At 34.2% G+C, this 17928-nt stretch carries 19 protein-coding genes and 1 riboswitch; of the genes, 5 read left to right on the top strand and 14 right to left on the bottom strand.

From position 1 onward, the window contains the following. Position 1 precedes the first annotated feature (1 nt). On the top strand, positions 2-586 hold the full coding sequence (yqeK, locus tag ACTTKP_RS00925) for a bis(5'-nucleosyl)-tetraphosphatase (symmetrical) YqeK (protein ID WP_442552028.1): 585 nt from the start codon (positions 2-4) through the stop codon (positions 584-586). After that, entirely contained in the window at positions 586-942 is a 357-nt protein-coding gene (gene rsfS, locus ACTTKP_RS00920) for a ribosome silencing factor (RefSeq protein WP_442552027.1), read from the top strand. The genes yqeK and rsfS overlap by 1 nt, the downstream gene beginning before the upstream one ends. A 72-nt stretch (positions 943-1014) precedes the next feature. Here the strand turns inward: rsfS and lexA are convergent, their stop codons facing one another. Continuing rightward, positions 1015-1629, bottom strand: a complete 615-nt coding sequence (lexA, locus tag ACTTKP_RS00915; RefSeq protein WP_442552026.1) for a transcriptional repressor LexA — start codon at positions 1627-1629, stop codon at positions 1015-1017. An 87-nt stretch (positions 1630-1716) separates the two neighbouring features. Further along, on the bottom strand, positions 1717-2769 hold the full coding sequence (locus ACTTKP_RS00910) for a tyrosine-type recombinase/integrase (protein WP_442552025.1): 1053 nt from the start codon (positions 2767-2769) through the stop codon (positions 1717-1719). 145 nt (positions 2770-2914) lie between these two features. On the opposite strand from ACTTKP_RS00910, the gene ACTTKP_RS00905 reads away from it, so the two are divergent. Both ACTTKP_RS00905 and ACTTKP_RS00900 read left to right on the top strand, forming a co-directional pair. Continuing rightward, positions 2915-5668, top strand: a complete 2754-nt coding sequence (locus ACTTKP_RS00905) for an N-acetylmuramoyl-L-alanine amidase (RefSeq protein ID WP_442552024.1) — start codon at positions 2915-2917, stop codon at positions 5666-5668. A gap of 13 nt (positions 5669-5681) precedes the next feature. Then, positions 5682-7271: a glycoside hydrolase family 10 protein gene (locus ACTTKP_RS00900; RefSeq protein ID WP_442552023.1), complete on the top strand. Its 1590-nt coding sequence runs from the start codon at positions 5682-5684 to the stop codon at positions 7269-7271. A gap of 138 nt (positions 7272-7409) precedes the next feature. Here ACTTKP_RS00900 and ACTTKP_RS00895 read toward each other — a convergent pair whose 3' ends face one another. Further along, on the bottom strand, positions 7410-7781 hold the full coding sequence (locus tag ACTTKP_RS00895) for a BlaI/MecI/CopY family transcriptional regulator (RefSeq protein ID WP_442552022.1): 372 nt from the start codon (positions 7779-7781) through the stop codon (positions 7410-7412). 86 nt (positions 7782-7867) lie between these two features. Then, positions 7868-8443 carry a thymidine kinase gene (locus ACTTKP_RS00890; protein WP_442552021.1) on the bottom strand — a complete coding sequence of 192 codons (576 nt, stop codon included), beginning with the start codon at positions 8441-8443 and terminating at the stop codon, positions 7868-7870. A 115-nt stretch (positions 8444-8558) separates the two neighbouring features. Here ACTTKP_RS00890 and ACTTKP_RS00885 point away from each other — a divergent pair, with 115 nt between their 5' ends. Beyond that, a complete protein-coding gene (locus ACTTKP_RS00885) occupies positions 8559-9290 on the top strand; it encodes a Fic family protein (protein ID WP_442552020.1) in 732 nt (243 codons plus the stop codon). A 120-nt stretch (positions 9291-9410) separates the two neighbouring features. Here ACTTKP_RS00885 and thiC read toward each other — a convergent pair whose 3' ends face one another. From thiC to ACTTKP_RS00835, 10 genes are all read right to left on the bottom strand, one after another. Further along, positions 9411-10724: a phosphomethylpyrimidine synthase ThiC gene (gene thiC / locus ACTTKP_RS00880; RefSeq protein ID WP_442552019.1), complete on the bottom strand. Its 1314-nt coding sequence runs from the start codon at positions 10722-10724 to the stop codon at positions 9411-9413. Positions 10725-10741: 17 nt separating this feature from the next. Continuing rightward, on the bottom strand, positions 10742-11557 hold the full coding sequence (gene thiD / locus ACTTKP_RS00875) for a bifunctional hydroxymethylpyrimidine kinase/phosphomethylpyrimidine kinase (protein WP_442552018.1): 816 nt from the start codon (positions 11555-11557) through the stop codon (positions 10742-10744). Between the two features lie 6 nt (positions 11558-11563). Continuing rightward, a complete protein-coding gene (gene thiW / locus ACTTKP_RS00870; RefSeq protein ID WP_442552017.1) occupies positions 11564-12073 on the bottom strand; it encodes an energy coupling factor transporter S component ThiW in 510 nt (169 codons plus the stop codon). A gap of 30 nt (positions 12074-12103) precedes the next feature. After that, positions 12104-12751, bottom strand: a complete 648-nt coding sequence (gene thiE, locus ACTTKP_RS00865) for a thiamine phosphate synthase (RefSeq protein WP_442552016.1) — start codon at positions 12749-12751, stop codon at positions 12104-12106. After that, the gene (gene thiM / locus ACTTKP_RS00860; RefSeq protein ID WP_442552015.1) at positions 12748-13494 is read right to left on the bottom strand and encodes a hydroxyethylthiazole kinase; all 747 of its coding nucleotides are present in this window, start codon (positions 13492-13494) and stop codon (positions 12748-12750) included. The genes thiE and thiM overlap by 4 nt, the downstream gene beginning before the upstream one ends. A gap of 127 nt (positions 13495-13621) precedes the next feature. Further along, a riboswitch (TPP riboswitch) is annotated at positions 13622-13730 on the bottom strand. 53 nt (positions 13731-13783) lie between these two features. Next, a complete protein-coding gene (locus ACTTKP_RS00855; protein WP_442552014.1) occupies positions 13784-14317 on the bottom strand; it encodes a Holliday junction resolvase RecU in 534 nt (177 codons plus the stop codon). 171 nt (positions 14318-14488) lie between these two features. Beyond that, positions 14489-15550, bottom strand: a complete 1062-nt coding sequence (locus ACTTKP_RS00850; RefSeq protein WP_442552013.1) for an RluA family pseudouridine synthase — start codon at positions 15548-15550, stop codon at positions 14489-14491. A gap of 158 nt (positions 15551-15708) precedes the next feature. Continuing rightward, positions 15709-15894, bottom strand: a complete 186-nt coding sequence (locus tag ACTTKP_RS00845; RefSeq protein WP_442552012.1) for a hypothetical protein — start codon at positions 15892-15894, stop codon at positions 15709-15711. A gap of 18 nt (positions 15895-15912) precedes the next feature. Then, positions 15913-16509, bottom strand: a complete 597-nt coding sequence (locus ACTTKP_RS00840; protein ID WP_442552011.1) for a hypothetical protein — start codon at positions 16507-16509, stop codon at positions 15913-15915. A gap of 132 nt (positions 16510-16641) precedes the next feature. Continuing rightward, positions 16642-17919 carry a methionine gamma-lyase family protein gene (locus ACTTKP_RS00835; RefSeq protein ID WP_442552010.1) on the bottom strand — a complete coding sequence of 426 codons (1278 nt, stop codon included), beginning with the start codon at positions 17917-17919 and terminating at the stop codon, positions 16642-16644. Positions 17920-17928 lie beyond the last annotated feature (9 nt).

The raw sequence follows: 17928 nt of genomic DNA, 5'->3' as shown, positions 1-17928 counted from the left end.
TATGGATGGGGTAATACATTTTTTAGATTTACAGAATAGATTGAGAGAGATTTTACCTGAGTATAGATTTTACCATACCCTAGGAGTGTCTTATACAGCCGCAAGCCTCGCAATGAGCCATGGAGCCGACATTTATAAGGCAGAACTTGCCGGTCTTTTGCATGACTGTGCCAAATATCTTAAGGGTTCTGAAATGATAATAGAGTGTGAGAAGTATGGAATAGAAATCACTGAGATAGAGAGGAAGTCTCCGGGACTTTTACATACAAAACTTGGTGCGTACTTTGCTCAAAAAGTTTATGGTGTAAATGACGAAGAAGTTCTCTCAGCTATTTTATACCATACTACAGGAAGACCTGATATGAGTCTTTTGGAAGAAATTATTTATGTAGCAGATTATATAGAGCCGGGTAGACCTGAGCTTCCATATATAAACGAAATGAGAGCCTGTGCTTTTAATAATCTGCATAAGGCAACTCTGTATGAACTTAAATCAGTAATAGCAAAAGTAAATCAAAGTGATGGAGTTATGGATAAGAGAACAGAAGAAACATTTGAGTTTTATAAACGAATCGTGGAGGGATAATGGATAATATTTTAGATGCAGTAAGAATAGTTTGTAAATCTTTAGATGAGCATTTGGCAAATGATATTAAAGTAATTGATATTGCACACCTGACAACTATCTCCGAGTATTTTATAATAGCCGATGCTAAAAATGAAAATCAGATGAAAGCCCTGCAGGATGCAGTAGAAGAAAGTCTTGGAAAAGCAGGAATCAACCCCGAAAGAATTGAGGGAAGTAGATCAGAACACTGGATTCTTATGGATTTTGGCGAATTTGTAGTTCATATTTTCTCAAGAGAAGACAGAGAGTTTTACAATATAGAAAGAATTTGGTCTGACGGAAAGACACTTGATACAGATATGCTTATCAGATAAATTAAAACTGCCATAAATTACAATCTAATATAATTTATGGCAGTTTTATAATTTAAAATTATAATTACAATGCTAATACATTCTTATCAACCCTATAACTTTGCCGAGAATTTCTACCTGCTCAGTAATAATAGGTTCCATAGAATCATTTTCAGGCTGTAATCTGAAATGCCCGTTTTCTTTATAAAAAGTCTTAACAGTAGCAGAATCATCAACCATGGCTACAACTATATCTCCGTTTGAAGCTGTTGAGCACTTCTTAACTATAATCTTATCACCGTTATATACTCCTACATTAATCATACTGTCGCCTTTTACAACGAGCATAAAAGTTTCCTCAGCAGGCATATATTCAGCAGGAATAGGAAAGTATTCAGATATATTTTCAACAGCAAATATAGGCTCACCGGCAGCCACAGTTCCAACAACCGGTATACTTACAAGTTCTCGTCTGGTAATGTTAAACTCATCGTCTACAATTTCAATAGCTCTGGGTTTAGTAGGATCACGTCTGATATAGCCGTTTTTTTCCAAGGTTTCAAGATGAGAGTGTACTGAAGAAGTAGATTTTAAATGAACTGCTTCACAAATTTCCCTAACTGAAGGAGGATATCCTTTAGATAATACCTGAGTCTTTAAATAATCTAAAATTTCCTGTTGTTTTGCACTAATTTTGCCATATCCCATAATAAACCTCCAAAAGTAAATCAGTATATGTCAATTATAATTTATTTCAGGTAAATTGTCAAACTAATGTTCCAAAAATTTGTTCGTTTATTTCTGCTCACGCAATTTAACGATATTAGCTGCTTTTCTTCGTCTGTCTTCTTCGATGGCAGCATAATGTTTTTTGGTCGTATTTACATCTTTGTGACCTAGAACATCAGCTACTAAATAAATATCTCCGGTTTCTCTATAAAGGCTTGTACCGTATGTACTGCGAAGTTTATGTGGGGTTATTTTTTTCAGTGAAGTGACCAAGCTTGCATATTTTTTTACAAGAATTTCCACAGCTCTTACACTTATGCGTTTTTTTTGCATAGAGAGGAAGAGGGCATTTTTATGTCCATCTGCAGCAGTTATTTTTTTTCTTTCTTCTATGTAATTTATCAAAGCTGTTTCAGTCTCATTTCCAAAATAAACAACTGTTTCATATCCTCCCTTTCTATGAACTTTTACACCGTTAGTTTTAAAATCTATGTCAGTGATATCTATGCCTACACATTCGGAAACTCGTATCCCGGTACCAAGCAATAGAGTAATGATGGCTAAATCACGAGTTGAATTCTTTTCATGAAATCTGTACTGTACTTTCGACAGACCTTCTCCGGACTCTATATTATCAAGCAGATTTGCTACTTCATCAGGCTCCAGCCTTACTATAGCCTTATCATGAAGTTTAGGAGTATCTACCAAGACACTTGGATTGGTTTTGATTAATTCCTTCTTATAATAGTATTTATAAAAGGTTCTTAAGGCTATCAGCTTGCGTTTAATCCCCTTTTCTTTATTGCCATGCCCTGTACCGTCTTTGACATAATATCTTATATAAGAAATATATTCCTCAATATCAATCGCCTTAAGGCTGTCAAGAATCTCAATTCCGATATTTTGCACATTAATTTCTGCAAGTGACGGATTAACTTCTTTTAGCCAGCTAAAAAACACAATGAGGTCATAAGCATAAGCAATTCGGGTTCTGGAAGCAGTGGTTGACTCAATACCCCTAAAAAAGTCTGATGCAAATTTAGGAAGTTTTTTTAACAGTTCTCTTAGTTTTAATTCATTTTCAATATCAACTTTTTGGCTATATGTGTGTTCTGCCATGTGAACTCCTTAATTTATAAACATTTATAGCGAAATTATAGCATATATGATAAATATAGTCAAAATGCCATAATTTTAACACTTGAAAAATTTATTATTTAACAGTAAAATTGTTCGGTATATTTATTTTGATTGGAGTAAAAAAATGAATTTTAAGAAAATAATTACATTTATATCAGTGTTGGGATTGTTAAGCTGTAGCTTTCCGGATATGTCTCTTGCAGATAGTATAAAAATAAAATATGATAATAGGCAGATGAACTATTCCGATACTCAGGTTCAGTATACTATAAACGGTTCTAAAATAAAGTCTAAGTATCCGGGAATTATAATAGACCAAGTGTCTCTTGCCAGTGTAAAAGAAATTTTTGCGGATTCTAAGATAGGTCTATCTTATAAGTTTAATAAAAAATCTAAAACTGTTGAATTAAAAAGAGACAAAATCAAACTGGTACTTACCTTAGACTCATATACAGCAAAGGTAAACGGGCAGATTGAAACAGTTCCTGTTGTACCTAAGCTTATAAAATTCAGCAATAAAGTATCGAAAGTATATGTTCCTGCAAGATATGTAGCTCAGACATTTGGATTGAATTATAACTGGGATAGTAGTACCGGGATTGCAGCTATGAGCGGTAAAACTGTTAAAAAAGCCAAGAAAAAAGCCTCACAAAAAGATAATAATAAAAATGCAAAACAAACTAATAAAGAAACTTTTGTCTATAATAAAAAGACTTACAATGTAAAAGGCAAAAAAGTAATATTTAATATAGATAATGTAAAACTGAATAACGCAAAGCTTCCCGGAGTTTATATAGGAAAAACTTTGATGGCACCTGTTAAGAAGATTTTCTTATCAAATGCATCAGAAGGTACTTATTATTATAATAAATCTACAAAAAATATAACTTTAGGATTAGATGATAATATTTTAACAATGACTTTAGGCAGTAAAACTGCTGATTACAATGGAACTCAAGTAAAACTTAGTAAAGCACCTAATGATATTAGGCTAAATTTTTCAGATAAAAATTATATCTATGCACCTATAGAAGATATTTGTAATTTGTTTGAAATTGATATTGAAACTGAAAAATCAGTAAGTTCATTAACTCTGCCTGATATTGATGATGCTGAAGAGATTATTGTTGAAAAACCTACTGAAACAATCTCAGACAGTGATAAGAAAGAAGATGATAAAAAAGACAGTGACAATACAGAGAGCAGCGAAAAGGAAGATAATAAAATTGATAATTCCACAACTAAAAAACCTGCTGAACCATTTAGTTCAAACAGTTTTCCGTTTAATTGGAAGAGGAATGGTGTAACTGTTCCAAGCTCAGCTTTATCAGCCGTGCAGAACTTAGCCGGTAAACAGAATAATTTATCAGATTCATCAATTGTTGATATAAAGAGTCTTCCGGTGAGTACAGAAGGCCCGTTTGATACTTATCTTATTACATCTACAATGGGATTTTCAGGTGTAACAGGAAATTTAAATAATAATCATTTATTGTTAAATATTGAGAAGATGACCTCAAATAATGGTCAGGTATATGCTGCAAATATACGGACAACATCTTCTATAACTACACTTTATAATGTAGGAACCAACTCTACTAATATAGATTTTACACTTATTCCAGGAGTTATCGGATATGATATGTCTTTGTCTGAAGACAATAAGACACTCATATTGAAAATATACAAAAATACAATTGAAGAAATTACTGGCGAATATAGTAATGGTATATATACTTTTACTTTTAAAGGGCTTGCACCGTTAGTACTGCAGGAAAATGGAAGTTCTGATAGTAATGTTGATTTTAGTATACATAATATTATTGACTCGATAGGTTCAGGCTCTTATGCAGATATTTCCGGAGGAGGTATAAGCTTATTTACTTATTTTAATAATGGAATAGAAGAGGGCAGGGTTTCAGTAACCAAGTCATCTAAGCTTAAATACTATACTAAACAAACAGGTAATTCCGTAAGTCTGATACTTTCAGAATCTTCATCATCTCAAGTTAATGGTGCAGTAGTGCAACTACCTGATGGAATTAGTAAAGATGATATTGAAGATGAAGATAATTATTTTTCAAATAATTTTACAGTGACACTTCCGGGAGATGTAAGAAGTTATTACGATACAAATCCGGTTCAATACGATAACAGTAAGGTAAGTAATGTTACTATTGCCTTAAATGATGATGGAGATACAGTGCTTACTTTCTACACAACTAAACTTTATGCCTACAGACTCAATTTTGATAAAAACAAGATAAATATTGCAATAGACAGGGCCAAAAATCTATATTCAAAAGTAGTTGTCATAGATCCGGGACATGGCGGGCATGATCCGGGAATGCTTAGTATGAATGGTATATATAAAGAAAAAAATGTAGTTCTTTCAATAGGTTATACATATTTTCGTAACTATCTTGAAGATGAAGACTTAAAGGTATATTGGACGAGAAAAGATGATACATACCCAACATTGAAGGAGAGAGCTGCCTTCCCAAGTAAGGTGGATGCCGACTTATTTATAAGTGTTCATATGAATTCATTTACTACCACAAAGCCAAATGGGACAGAGGTATACTATTCCACAAGAAATAATGCCGTACAGCCAAATGGACTTTCAAGTTATACAATGGCGAGTATGTTCTTAAAAAATATTACTTCAACATTAAAAATGACAAATAGGGGAGTGAAGAGTAATATTTTTGTGGTAACTAATATGAATACTGTTCCGGCAGTGCTTATTGAATTTGGTTTTTTGACAAATCCGGATGATTTAAAAAAATTCAGCAAGCTTGAAACTCATGATAAATCTGCTGAAATATTATATAATACAATAGAAGAAATATTTGATAATTATCCTACAGGAAGATAGAAGGAGAACAGGATTGAATAAGTATGTAAAAAGATTTTTTATAATCACAATGGTACTACAGTTATTTTTTAATATGTTTTACAGCTGTGAAGTTTATGCAAAGGATGATACAGAACCGGTAATAAACTGTTCTGTATACCAAGACCAAAATAATGGTAAACTAAAGATGAAAATTACTGTAACTGATAATAAGGCAGTTACAGTAATCAAATATTCATCAGGTAGCCACAGAATGTCATTTTTCAAAGATTCATTTTATGCTAAAAAAAATAACAGTGTATCGCTTACCTCATCTAAAAAGGTAACTACAAGTATCAATGTTAAGGAAAATGAAGTTTACACTATATATGCTATGGATAAGTCAGGTAATAGTGTAGTACAAAGAGTCAGGGTTAAGCTCATTTCCGGAAATAACGGCAGTAATACAGGTACTTCTGATAACACTAATACTTCCAATAATATAGATGATGCAAACAAGAATATAGTATCTTCGGAGGAAGTTAGAGCTGTATGGATTACATTTTTGGAATTTTCCGATAAGGGATATACTGAAAGTGATTTTACTAATCAGATTAACAGTATGTTTGATAAAATATCTGCTGATGGAATGAATCATATATATGTACATGTAAGACCGTTTAGTGATGCTATGTATCGTTCAGCTTACTTTCCATGGTCTAAATATATCTCAGGAAAGCAAGGACAGGATCCGGGCTTTGATCCTCTGAAGATTATGACAGATGCTGCACATGCCAGAAAATTAAAAATTCATGCTTATATAAATCCATACAGAATATCTACAGAAGCAGAATTTAATAATTTGGCTAAAAATAATCCTGCTTATAAATGGCTTAATGATGATGACGAAGATAATGATAGAAATGTACTAAAGTTTAGTAAAATGTATTACTACAATCCTTCGTCAGAAGATGTTATAAAATTAATAAAAAATGGCGTTGCGGAAATTGTTAACAACTATGATGTTGACGGAATTATTTTTGATGATTATTTTTATCCGTCATTAGGAAGTAATTATTCTGCCAAATTCGATTCAAAAGAATATGAAGAATATGTAACTAATACTGATAATCCGGTTTCTATAGTCGAGTGGCGAAGAAATAATATAAATAAGATGGTTAAGGCTGTATATACAACAGTTAAAAACTCAGGTAGCAATAAAACTTTCGGAATAAGTCCGGCAGGTAATCTTAATAATTTAAGGGCTAATGACAAATATTATGTGGATATAGACAGATGGGGCAGTGAAACCGGATTTGTTGATTACATTGCTCCACAGCAATACTGGGGATTCGAACACAGTGTATGCCCGTTTGAAGAAAATGTAAATAAATGGATGGCTGTAGTTACTAATCCTAATGTAAAATTATATGTTGCCTTACCTATGCACCTTGCACAGGCTCAGGAAACCTCCGAATGGAAAAATAATCATGATATTTTAGGAAAAATGGTATCAAGTCTTAGAAGTAAATCATTAAAGGGATTTTCTATTTACAGATATGCCTATATGAAAGAAGAATATCTTAAAAAATCCGGTGCTATGGATGAATATCGTAATTTGATTAATGTAATAAAAAATAAATAATAAACTTTGTAGAAGTTTTATATTAAACAAAAGGAGCTGCAGCACTAAAACTTGGTGCTATAGCTCCTTTTGTTATTAGCTTTGTTATTCAACTATTCGTTAAACTCGGGTTTAGCGAATAGTTCTTTCGAGACTTCCTCAATTTTTTCCGGATTTCTTTGCAACTATCTCCTTCAATTCCGTTATGTTATTTTCTGAAAGTTCCTGATTCATTAAAAACTCAGTTATAAAAGTTTGTAAAGAACCGTTATAAAACTGTTCCAAAAATCTTTTGGTTTCAATTTCACGGACAGAACGCTGAGAAATAAGTGCACTACATATAAAGCCGGGATCGGTTCGCTTGACGGCTCCTTTATCTATAAGTCGCTTAATAACAGTATAGGTAGTATTTTTTTCCCATCCTATATATTCTTTAATAATCTTAGAAATATCTTTGGCAGCCAGTTCTTTATTTGACCAAAGAAGTTCCATTACATTTAACTCTCCGCCATGTAATTTAAGTTCACTCATACTAACTCCCCCACTTATACTACTATTGTCTAATTAATATATACTATAATGGTAGTATAGTATCAAACCACCTTAAAGTCAAGCAGTTACTGAGTTTTCAATCTTTCAAAACACTCGGAGCATACAGCCTTATACGCAATAAAATCTGAATTATCTATTTCTACCTGATTTCCTTTAAATATAGGAATTCCGTTTACCAGTCTTAAGTTACAGGTAGCTTTTTTTCCACAAGAACATACATTTTTCATCTCAGTAATTGAGTGTGCGAGTTCTAATAGTCTTGAACTGGCAGGAAAGCCATCCATTCTAAAGTCTGTACGTAAACCGTAACAAATAACAGGTATATTGAGTAATACGGCAACTCTATAAAGCTCTTCTATCTGTGCCACCGTTAAAAATTGAACTTCATCAACTAAAATACAGTCAAGTTTAGTACCATAGTTCTCGAAATATTGATACAAATTCTGAGATTCATCGACAAGAAGATCTACTTCTCTTTGTATACCTAAGCGACTAGTAACACAAGACTTTGTTTTTGTATCAACAGCAGGCTTAATAATTATTGCCCTCTGCCCACTCTCTGAATAATTATGTGCCGTCTGCAAAAGAGCTGTTGTCTTTCCGCAATTCATTGCCCCATATCTAAAATATAATTTTGCCATTTCCCGCTCCTTAAAATTATTCTCGTATTATGATATAACTTTTTTAATATTTTGGCAAGTTGCTAATATTATGATATACTAAGCTATAGAATTATTTGAAAGGAGATATATTATTTTGAATTATAATGAAATTTTAAATAAAAAAGAACAGTATCTGGCTAGAAAAATTCATATTCCTGAGCTTACTCTAAGTACATACGAAAATGCCTTCGAAATAGAATATACACATAACTCTACAGCAATAGAAGGCAATACCCTTACTCTTATGGAAACAAAGGTGTTGCTTGAAGATGGAATTAGCATAGGAGGTAAAAATCTTAGAGAAATATACGAAACTGTAAATCATAAGAAGGCATATCGCTATGTCAAAGAATGTATATCTAAACAAATTAAACTTGATGAAAATATCATAAAAGATATTCATTCATTATTAATGGACAATATTATTGCCGGAGGAATTTATAGGTATTTTGATGTATATATTTCAGGAGCAGAGCATATACCTCCCTCTCCCACTGAAATGGATAAACAGATTAAAAATTTTTATGCCGATTTATCATGGAAAAAGAAAGAATTTAACGAAATAGAGTTTGCCGCTTGGACTCATGTGGAATTTGTTAAAATCCATCCTTTTCCGGATGGGAATGGTAGAACTTCAAGGCTTATAATGAATTACCAGCTTATGTTATCAGGCTTTCCGGCAATTTCTATATCAAAAGACAATAGAATCTTATACTTTAATGCTCTTGAGGACTATGCGGTAAATGATAATCTCGCTCCTTTTGCGGATATGATTGCAGAGCTTGTAGAAGTACAGCTTGACAGGTATTTGAATATGAGTAAGTAGCCATTTTTTGCAAAAAAATGAGCAGATTAAGAATATTTTTGCAAGAACCCGGAGAGGTGAAGCCAAAGCAATCCTGTATCATTGGGTGTCAAATACTTTTGACACCCACATCATTTTATACTATAAAATATCTATTATGTCACCTGCCAGAGCCTTATTCATACTGCGTACTGCACAGAATTTACCGCACATACTACAGGTATCAGAATGGTCATCTTCAGGCAGCCTGCTATCTCTTATGGCCTTAGCTGTCTCAGGATCAAGTGCCTCAAGCCACTGAGCATCCCAATCAAGTTTCTTTCTGGCATCTGCCATTCTATCATCCTGCTCTCTTGCTCCCGGTATTCCTTTAGCTATGTCAGCTGCATGAGCTGCTATTTTACTAGCTATAATACCATCTCTTACATCATCTACATTTGGAAGAGCAAGATGCTCTGCAGGAGTTACATAGCAAAGGAAGGCTGCCCCTGACCATGCTGCTATAGCCCCTCCTATGGCTGAAGTAATGTGGTCATAACCCGGTGCTATATCTGTTACTAAAGGTCCAAGTACATAAAAAGGAGCACCTTTGCATATAGTTTGCTGAATCTTCATGTTGGCAGCTATCTGATCCATAGGTACATGTCCCGGTCCTTCAACCATAACCTGTACATCTCTCTTCCAGGCTCTTTCCGTAAGTTCTCCAAGCTTAATTAACTCCTCTATCTGTACTCCGTCAGTTGCATCTGCCAGACATCCCGGTCTGCAGGCATCTCCAAGACTTATAGTAATATCATATTCACGACAAATCTCAAGTATTTCATCATAATATTCATAAAAAGGATTTTCTTCACCCGTCATACTCATCCATGCAAATACAAGGCTTCCACCACGACTGACTATATTCATTTTTCTTCCGCCATTTCTTATCTGTTCAATGGTCTTCCTTGTGATTCCGCAGTGTAAGGTAACAAAGTCCACTCCATCCTCTCCATGAAGCCTTATTACATCTAAAAAATCCTTAGCTGTGAGTTCCTTTAAGTCTCTCTTAAAATGGATAACCGAATCATAGATAGGAACTGTTCCAATCATAGCAGGACATTCTGAACAGAGTTTTCTTCTGAAAGCAGTTGTATCACCATGGCTTGATAAATCCATAATAGATTCTGCTCCAAGCTCGACAGCCTGCATTACCTTTTTCATCTCTATATCATAGTCCTTACAGTCACGGCTTATTCCAAGATTTACATTGACTTTGGTCTTAAGCATACTGCCTACTCCATTTACATCAATGCATTTATGATTAATATTTGCAGGAATTACAATTTTGCCTTCTGCAACCAATGGTAACAGTTCCTCTACTCTCCTATTTTCTTTTGTTGACACTGCTATTAACTCAGGTGTTATTATTCCAAGTTTGGCAGCTTCCATCTGTGTATGATACTTTCTTTCCATTCTTCCTCCATTTAATATTACAACCTTCTTAAAAGGTATCCATGATCCAGTGGACCACTTCCGTTACCTAAGTTTAAATTTGATTTTAGTATGGCTGCAATATAGTTTTTTGAAAGTTCTATACTTTTTTCAAGACCATTGCCCTTCGCAAGGTAAGAAGCAATTGTACTTGAAAGAGTGCAGCCTGTACCGTGTGTATTATTATTCTCAATTCTTAGTCCTCTAAACCATATAAATTTGCCATTCTTTTCATATAACAAATCATTGCTGGAGACTTTTCTATGCCCACCCTTAATCAGTACATTACAGTTAAGATTTTTTGAAATTTTCTCTGCCATTTCTTCAACATCTGAGTCGGTTATGTCATGATGCAAAATTGATGGTTCACCGATTAAGTTAATAAGAGCTACAGCTTCAGTTAAATTTGGGGTAATGAGTTTAGATATAGGAAATAAATATTTTATCATAGCTTCTACCACATCTTTGTTGGCTAGCTCGGCTCCGCTTGTTGAAATCATAACAGGATCCACTACAAGATTTTCAACTTCATATAATTTCATTAAATCAGCTACTGCTTTCACCTGCTCAACTGAAGCAATCATGCCTGTTTTAACTGCTTCCGGAGGTATATCTGTAAATACAGCTTTTATCTGTTTTTTAAGAAAATCAGCATCTACAGATAACACATCTACTACACCGGTAGTATTTTGTGCGGTAAGTGCAGTAACGGCAGACATAGCATATACATCATTTGCAAGCATAGCCTTTATATCTGCTTGAATACCTGCACCGCCGCTGCAATCACTTCCTGCTATTGTCAATACACTCTTCATAATTACCTACACTTCCATTTGATGTTTTAACATACTGTTGATTCCCATTTTTTCCATACTAAATATCAATATTGAAGCTATAAGGCTTCCGCCTGCAGTACTTACTAAAAATGGTATTACAAAGGTAAACATAGCAGCTTCCTTTCCCATAATTAAAATTGCTACAGGAAAGGCTAAGAGTGCACCCAAAATTCCGGTACCTATCACTTCAAAAATACAGGTAATCCAAAGTTTTTTTGTAATCTTGTATGCCATTCCACAAAATAAAGCACCCACCATGCTGCCCGGAAAAGCTAAAAGAGTTCCGGTACCTATCATATTTCTTATTAAAGATGTTGCAAAAGCTGCACCTACACCATAGGCAGGACCTAAAAAAACTGCTAAAATTACATTGATAATATGCTGTGTTGGAAAACATTTTGAAGCTCCAAGCGGGATGTTAAGAGGCGACATTATCACCCCAACGGCAACAAACATTGAAGCAATTACTAATTTTTTAACCTTCCAATAATTCATTATTGTCCAATCCTTTCATTTACAAAACTGCTACCAGTGTCTAAGCTTTTCTTTTAACATACCGGCATTATATTTAACATCTTCCCCCTCGAAAATGCCTGAAATACAAGCAATTCCCGCCAACCCTCTGTTTGCAAGCAAGTCAATATTATCAATAGTAATTCCTCCAATGGCAATAACAGGAATTTTCACAGTTTTTGTAATTTCGTTATATTCATCAAGTTTAATTTTGGATGCATTAATTTTAGATATTGAGCCGAAAGCTGCACCCGAACCTAGGTAATTTGCACCGTCCTCTTCAGCTTGAACAGCTTCAGATAAATTGTGGGCGGTAGCTCCTATGATTTTGTGAGGTCCTAAAATCTTACGAGCATCACTTATCGAGCCGTCGTCCTGTCCTAAATGAACACCGTCAGCACCCGATAAAATACAAAGGTCAATACTGTCGTTTATGATAAGAGGTATCTTATAACTTTCACAAACTTCTTTTATTGCTTTTGCAAGATTTATCCGATATACCTCCGGCAGGTGTTTTTCACGAAGCTGTAACATAGTTACTCCGCCTATGAAAGCATCTCTGGCCTTGTTGCAGGATGAAATAATATATTCATTGACATCACCTGTTTCGTATCCTCCTATAATTCCGTATAACTTGAAAATATCTTTAGATATTCTCATAAATATTCTCCTCTCTCACTCAGTCTGTCTATTAGTTTGATACGGTAACTGCCTGTGCCTTTTATTCCCTCGGCAAAAAGATCTGATTCAGCGGATTTTCCTGCATTATTGAAATATTTTACTGCAGATACTACTGAATTTATATTTTGACCTTCATCAGCTAAATATAAGCCTATAAGACCTGATAACATACATCCGCTTCCTGTTATTTTTGTAAGTAGATGACTTCCGCCTTTTACTTCAAAACTCGAGCGGTCATCCGCAATTATATTCACCTCCCCTGTAGCGGCTATAATGGCTCCTGTCCTGAATGATAAATGTTGAATATCAGATATACTTAGTTTAACATCTTTACTATCGACTCCCTCTGAAATAATCTCAAATCCACAAAGTTCTGCAATCTCTGCCCTGTTACCTTTTATACAGGTAAATGAAATTTCTTCAAGCAAATGATTTACAAACTCATTTCTAAAAGCAGAAGCTCCTAAGCCGACAGGATCCAAGACAACAGGGATTCCTATCTCATTGGCCCGTTTTCCTGCAATTAGCATGGCTTCTAACTTTTTTTTGTTTGGAACACCTATATTTAAGACTAAAGCATCGGAAGTTGATGTAATTTCAAGTACTTCCTCTTTCGCAACAGCACAGACTGCTCTGCCTCCTGCACCAAGTATAACATTTACCACATCATTAAGTGTAACTTCATTAGATATAAGATGTACCAACGGATTAATCCTTTTCACCGCTTCCTCCTGTCAAGTGTTGAAAATTAATATATTTTTTAGAGATTTTTGTTTAACAGGAAATTTTGGAAAACTTTCTTATTAAACAAAAAAACAGGCAATACCGTAGTATTACCTGTCAATATTTAAAATATAGACTTATACTTTCCTACGTTGGCATTATCCAAATCAGGTTCGAAGGTCGCAGTCCATTTCAGAACTGCCTCTCAGCAATTATAGCTCCCTTGTATTCTTATTAAATTTTACCAACTCATTCTACACCTAAAACTTAATTCTGTCAAACACCTGTTTAACTTTCTCTGCTTTCTAAATCTTTACTTATTCCTTCCAGATAAGATACAGTAGTTTTTCCTGTAATATCCAGATAATATCCTTCTGTAAATTCTTCTCTTTTAATACTCTTTCTACCACCATTTACAGCTCTATTCCAGTATTTTTGAATTTCCTTAAAAGGTGAATAGTAATATTCATCAGTATCCGAAAAATAAATTATCATAAAGGCTATTCCGTCTTGAGATTCAAAATCTTCCATAAATTTCACCTGATGCTCATGGATATTTTGAAGTGGAAAATTTGGTTTATTGCATTCTTTAGCATCAAAACAAACCGGAACCCCCTGTACCACACCTATATAGTCTACTGTACTCTTACTGTCAAAATACGCAAGGGTAATCTGCCCTTTATCATTTATATTTACAGGGGTAATCGGAGTCGGTACTTTCTGGACAAGTGCAAGCCCCTGCTCTCTGTACTTATCATTTGTCATATTTATAAGAGTTTCAAGCAATGAACCTCTAAGACCTCTGGAATTCCAAGACGGCATATAATCTCCTTTTTGAATTATTATACAATAAAATAACAGTAAATTCTCTTGAATACAAGCTTGCATCGGATATTAATATTTTGATACGGTATACTATCAGTAAGCTTTAATTTAATTCTCTAAAACGTTAATGCTTTAGAGAATTAAATTATTATTTGATCAAGAATGAAATTAAATATTAAACCCAAGCTTATTTGAAACCTTTTCAAGCCTTTCAGGCAGTTTAGCATTGAATTTTTTACCACTCAAATATGCAAATTCACCTTCAAACTTAGGAAACTGAATTTCATAAGAATGTAAAAACTGGCTGCTAAGCCCCATTCTCCTATAGTCTGTATTTTCAGATTTAAGACCATACTTGCCATCTCCTATCACAGGATATCCGAGGAAAGATAAATGTGCTCTAATCTGATGGCTTTTTCCGGTAATAAGTTCTACTTTAAGCAGACTATGTCCGCCTTTTACCTCTAAAACTTCATAAGCTGTCTTTATATAGTCTGCTCCCTCTACCTTATCTTGATAGATTTTAACTGTATTATGATTGTCATTTTTTAGAAGATAGGCTTCAGCAGTAAAATTCTTAAGCACCTCTCCCTTAACTATGGTCAGATAATACTTTTTAAGTGTTCTGGCTTTAATAATATCTGAAAGAAATCTAAGCCCTGTAAGCGTCTTTCCGGCAAGTATAATTCCGCTTGTATTTCTATCAAGCCTATTTACAACTGCAGGCTTAACTGTAAGCATATCTTCTGCTGTGAGGCTTTTTGAGTTTATTAAATAGCTTATAAGCCATTCATTCATAGAAATATCACCTCTTTTTGCTATTTGGGAAAGCACATTCACAGGCTTATTAAGTATAATAATATCCCTGTCCTCATATATGACCTTTGGTTCATCAAATTCCCATTTAAGAGATTTTAAGAAATTATACAGGGAATCGTCACTACTACCTTCAATACTATCCTCGGCAGTAGCAACATATTCCCTGTCAGCAGTCTGTGACAAAGTTACTTTTCCTCCAAATTTGACTATAGTCTCATCTGCAAGGAAAAGTTTGACTTCATCATTTTCTTTTAAGAATTCATTTCCGGCAGCTTTCTTGCCGTTTAGTACTATGTTTTTCTTTCTAAGCATCTTGTAAATGAAGCTGGTGGGAGCATCTTTTAAAAATTTTAGCAGATATTTATCAAGTCTCCCTCCGGCATCTATATGCTTTATTTTAAGTAATATCATTTATTAGTTACCTTTTTAACAATCTATTAATCTAAATCCACAATTTAAGGCTGATATGGAAGTTCAATCTCCACTACCTTACCTTCTTCTACTTTAACACGAGCTTCCAGGCATCCCCCGGATGTAAGATTAGATCTTAACCAGTTCAGTGATCTTTTCTAAATTTTATCCGGACTAAGAGAACCATCTAAAACTTTTACCTTCCTACCTAATTTAGCGATATATGCCTTAGTACCCAATGTCCAAATACAGCCATCAGAGTCGCTTGTTTTACCTGTATGATAAGTTAAATCTGTAGCTGATATATCCGTAATAAATACATACTCATCCAATTTTTTTATCAAAGTTTTCTTATTAAGTTACTACACTACAAAATACTCCATACTTTCTACAAAGCCTTTTATCTCTGCCATTTCCTCCTCAGATATTTTGTTTTCAGGAAATGCTTTGATAAACTTATCCAAGTCGTCAAAAACTACTATATTATCCCCCCTTCCCTGATTTTTTAGATGTTTATCTATGTAAGCTTTAGCTGCATCAGTTTTTTTCTTATAATCATATTCATTTCTAACAGATTTACCACTCTTTTCCTTATAGCCTAATATTCTCCCCTTAAATACAGCTATAAGGTCAAGGTGCATTACATTTTCTGCTGAAGTAAATACTGGTGAATATAATAAAATCCCTTTATCTTTTATATTTTCTTCAACCCTAAACAAGTGGCCGCCTTTTATTTCTTTATAGGGTAAAAGAATAAAATATGTAGCCAGACTTCTTCCCACCGGAAGTACAAAAAGCAAAGCCAAAACTGAAAATATATTTCTAGGCTGCATTTTATTTAGTAAAAGTCCGGCAATAAAAATAATAACTGCTGACAATACATTTAAGGCTACATTTAAGAATAATTTATTTTTTCTGTAAGTTAGATAGCCTTTTTCAAATTTCTTATATTTTTTCATAAAAATCCCTGTCCTAATTATACAATATTTTATATGGTTTTTGTACTATTTTTTGTAAATTTTAACTATTTATATATAACAAAAAGTTTATTATCTTTTGACACTCATATAATATGAGCTTTAGCAATATAATTACAGCTTAATCAGTCCTTTTTCAAATATTTTCTGTAAGCTCATCATTATACCAAATTTTGCATGATTAAAGGTAAGTCCTCCTTGAAAATATGCGGCATAAGGCTCACGCATAGGACCATCAGCAGAAAGCTCTATTGAAGAACCCTGTACAAAGGCTCCAGCCGCCATAATAACCTGATCATTATATCCGGGCATATCCCAAGGCTCAGGCGTTACAAAGCTGTCTACAGGAGCTGCTGCCTGTATGCCCTCACAAAAAGCCTTAAGCCTGTCACCTGATTTAAGTGAAACTGCCTGAATTATGTCATACCTGTCTTCTTTACTGTTTGGAAGTACATCAAAACCCAGACTTTCATATACATTTGCAGCAAAGATTGCACCTTTTACTGCTCCGGCAGTTACAGTAGGGGCCATAAATAACCCTTGGTAAAATGCTTGGTTAAGTCCTAAACTCGCACCTACTTCTTTGCCAAGTCCCGGACAGGATAGGCGGTATGATGCCATATCTACATACTTTTCTTTACCGGCTACATATCCTCCTATAGGAGCAAGTCCGCCACCCGGATTTTTAATAAGAGAACCAACTATCATATCAGCACCTACATCAGTAGGCTCAGACTCTTCTACAAACTCTCCATAGCAGTTATCTACCATACAGATTACATCTGGTTTAATCTTTTTAATAAAGTTGATAAGTTCACCTATTTTTTCTACTGAAAATGTAGGTCTCACATCATATCCCTTGGAACGCTGTATTGTAACCAATTTTGTTTTGTCATTTATTGCATTTTTTATTCCATCGTAATCAAAAGAAAAATCGGGAAGTAGATCCACCTGTCTGTAACTTACACCGTACTCAGCCAAAGAGCCGTCCATGGGAGTAATCCCTATTACTCCATCTAAGGTATCATAAGGCTTACCTACAGGAGAGAGTATCTCGTCACCCGGTCTTAAATTACCAAACATAGCTACGGTAAGTGCATGAGTTCCACAGAGAATAGACGGTCTTACAAGGGCTGCTTCAGTATGAAAAACATCTGCATACACAGATTCAAGAGTATCTCTACCTAAATCATTATATCCATATCCGCTGCTGGCTGCAAAATGTATATCAGAAACCCTGTTTTTCTGCATTGCCCTAAGTACTTTTAATTGATTGATTTCTGCTATTTCATCTACTTTTTTTAATCGTGTGTTAAGATTTTCACAAATTTTTTCACAATAATCAAAAACTTGTTCACTTATGCCCATTTCTAAATACCATTTTTTTAACATAACTTCCTC

Origin of the sequence: Catonella sp. (assembly GCF_052169795.1) — a bacterium.
In the GTDB taxonomy this organism is placed as follows: Bacteria; Bacillota; Clostridia; order Lachnospirales; family Lachnospiraceae; genus Catonella.
Note: the sequence above shows the minus strand (reverse complement) of the source record. Positions and strands in the feature narration are given on the sequence as shown.

Excerpts from the sequence above, each read along its gene's own strand:
- yqeK (WP_442552028.1), top strand. The coding sequence starts at position 2 with ATGGATGGGGTAATACATTTTTTAGATTTACAGAATAGATTGAGAGAG.
- rsfS (WP_442552027.1), top strand. The coding sequence starts at position 586 with ATGGATAATATTTTAGATGCAGTAAGAATAGTTTGTAAATCTTTAGAT.
- lexA (WP_442552026.1), bottom strand. The coding sequence starts at position 1,629 with ATGGGATATGGCAAAATTAGTGCAAAACAACAGGAAATTTTAGATTAT.
- ACTTKP_RS00910 (WP_442552025.1), bottom strand. The coding sequence starts at position 2,769 with ATGGCAGAACACACATATAGCCAAAAAGTTGATATTGAAAATGAATTA.
- ACTTKP_RS00905 (WP_442552024.1), top strand. The coding sequence starts at position 2,915 with ATGAATTTTAAGAAAATAATTACATTTATATCAGTGTTGGGATTGTTA.
- ACTTKP_RS00895 (WP_442552022.1), bottom strand. The coding sequence starts at position 7,781 with ATGAGTGAACTTAAATTACATGGCGGAGAGTTAAATGTAATGGAACTT.
- ACTTKP_RS00890 (WP_442552021.1), bottom strand. The coding sequence starts at position 8,443 with ATGGCAAAATTATATTTTAGATATGGGGCAATGAATTGCGGAAAGACA.
- thiC (WP_442552019.1), bottom strand. The coding sequence starts at position 10,724 with ATGGAAAGAAAGTATCATACACAGATGGAAGCTGCCAAACTTGGAATA.
- thiD (WP_442552018.1), bottom strand. The coding sequence starts at position 11,557 with ATGAAGAGTGTATTGACAATAGCAGGAAGTGATTGCAGCGGCGGTGCA.
- thiW (WP_442552017.1), bottom strand. The coding sequence starts at position 12,073 with ATGAATTATTGGAAGGTTAAAAAATTAGTAATTGCTTCAATGTTTGTT.
- thiE (WP_442552016.1), bottom strand. The coding sequence starts at position 12,751 with ATGAGAATATCTAAAGATATTTTCAAGTTATACGGAATTATAGGAGGA.
- ACTTKP_RS00855 (WP_442552014.1), bottom strand. The coding sequence starts at position 14,317 with ATGCCGTCTTGGAATTCCAGAGGTCTTAGAGGTTCATTGCTTGAAACT.
- ACTTKP_RS00850 (WP_442552013.1), bottom strand. The coding sequence starts at position 15,550 with ATGATATTACTTAAAATAAAGCATATAGATGCCGGAGGGAGACTTGAT.
- ACTTKP_RS00840 (WP_442552011.1), bottom strand. The coding sequence starts at position 16,509 with ATGAAAAAATATAAGAAATTTGAAAAAGGCTATCTAACTTACAGAAAA.
- ACTTKP_RS00835 (WP_442552010.1), bottom strand. The coding sequence starts at position 17,919 with ATGTTAAAAAAATGGTATTTAGAAATGGGCATAAGTGAACAAGTTTTT.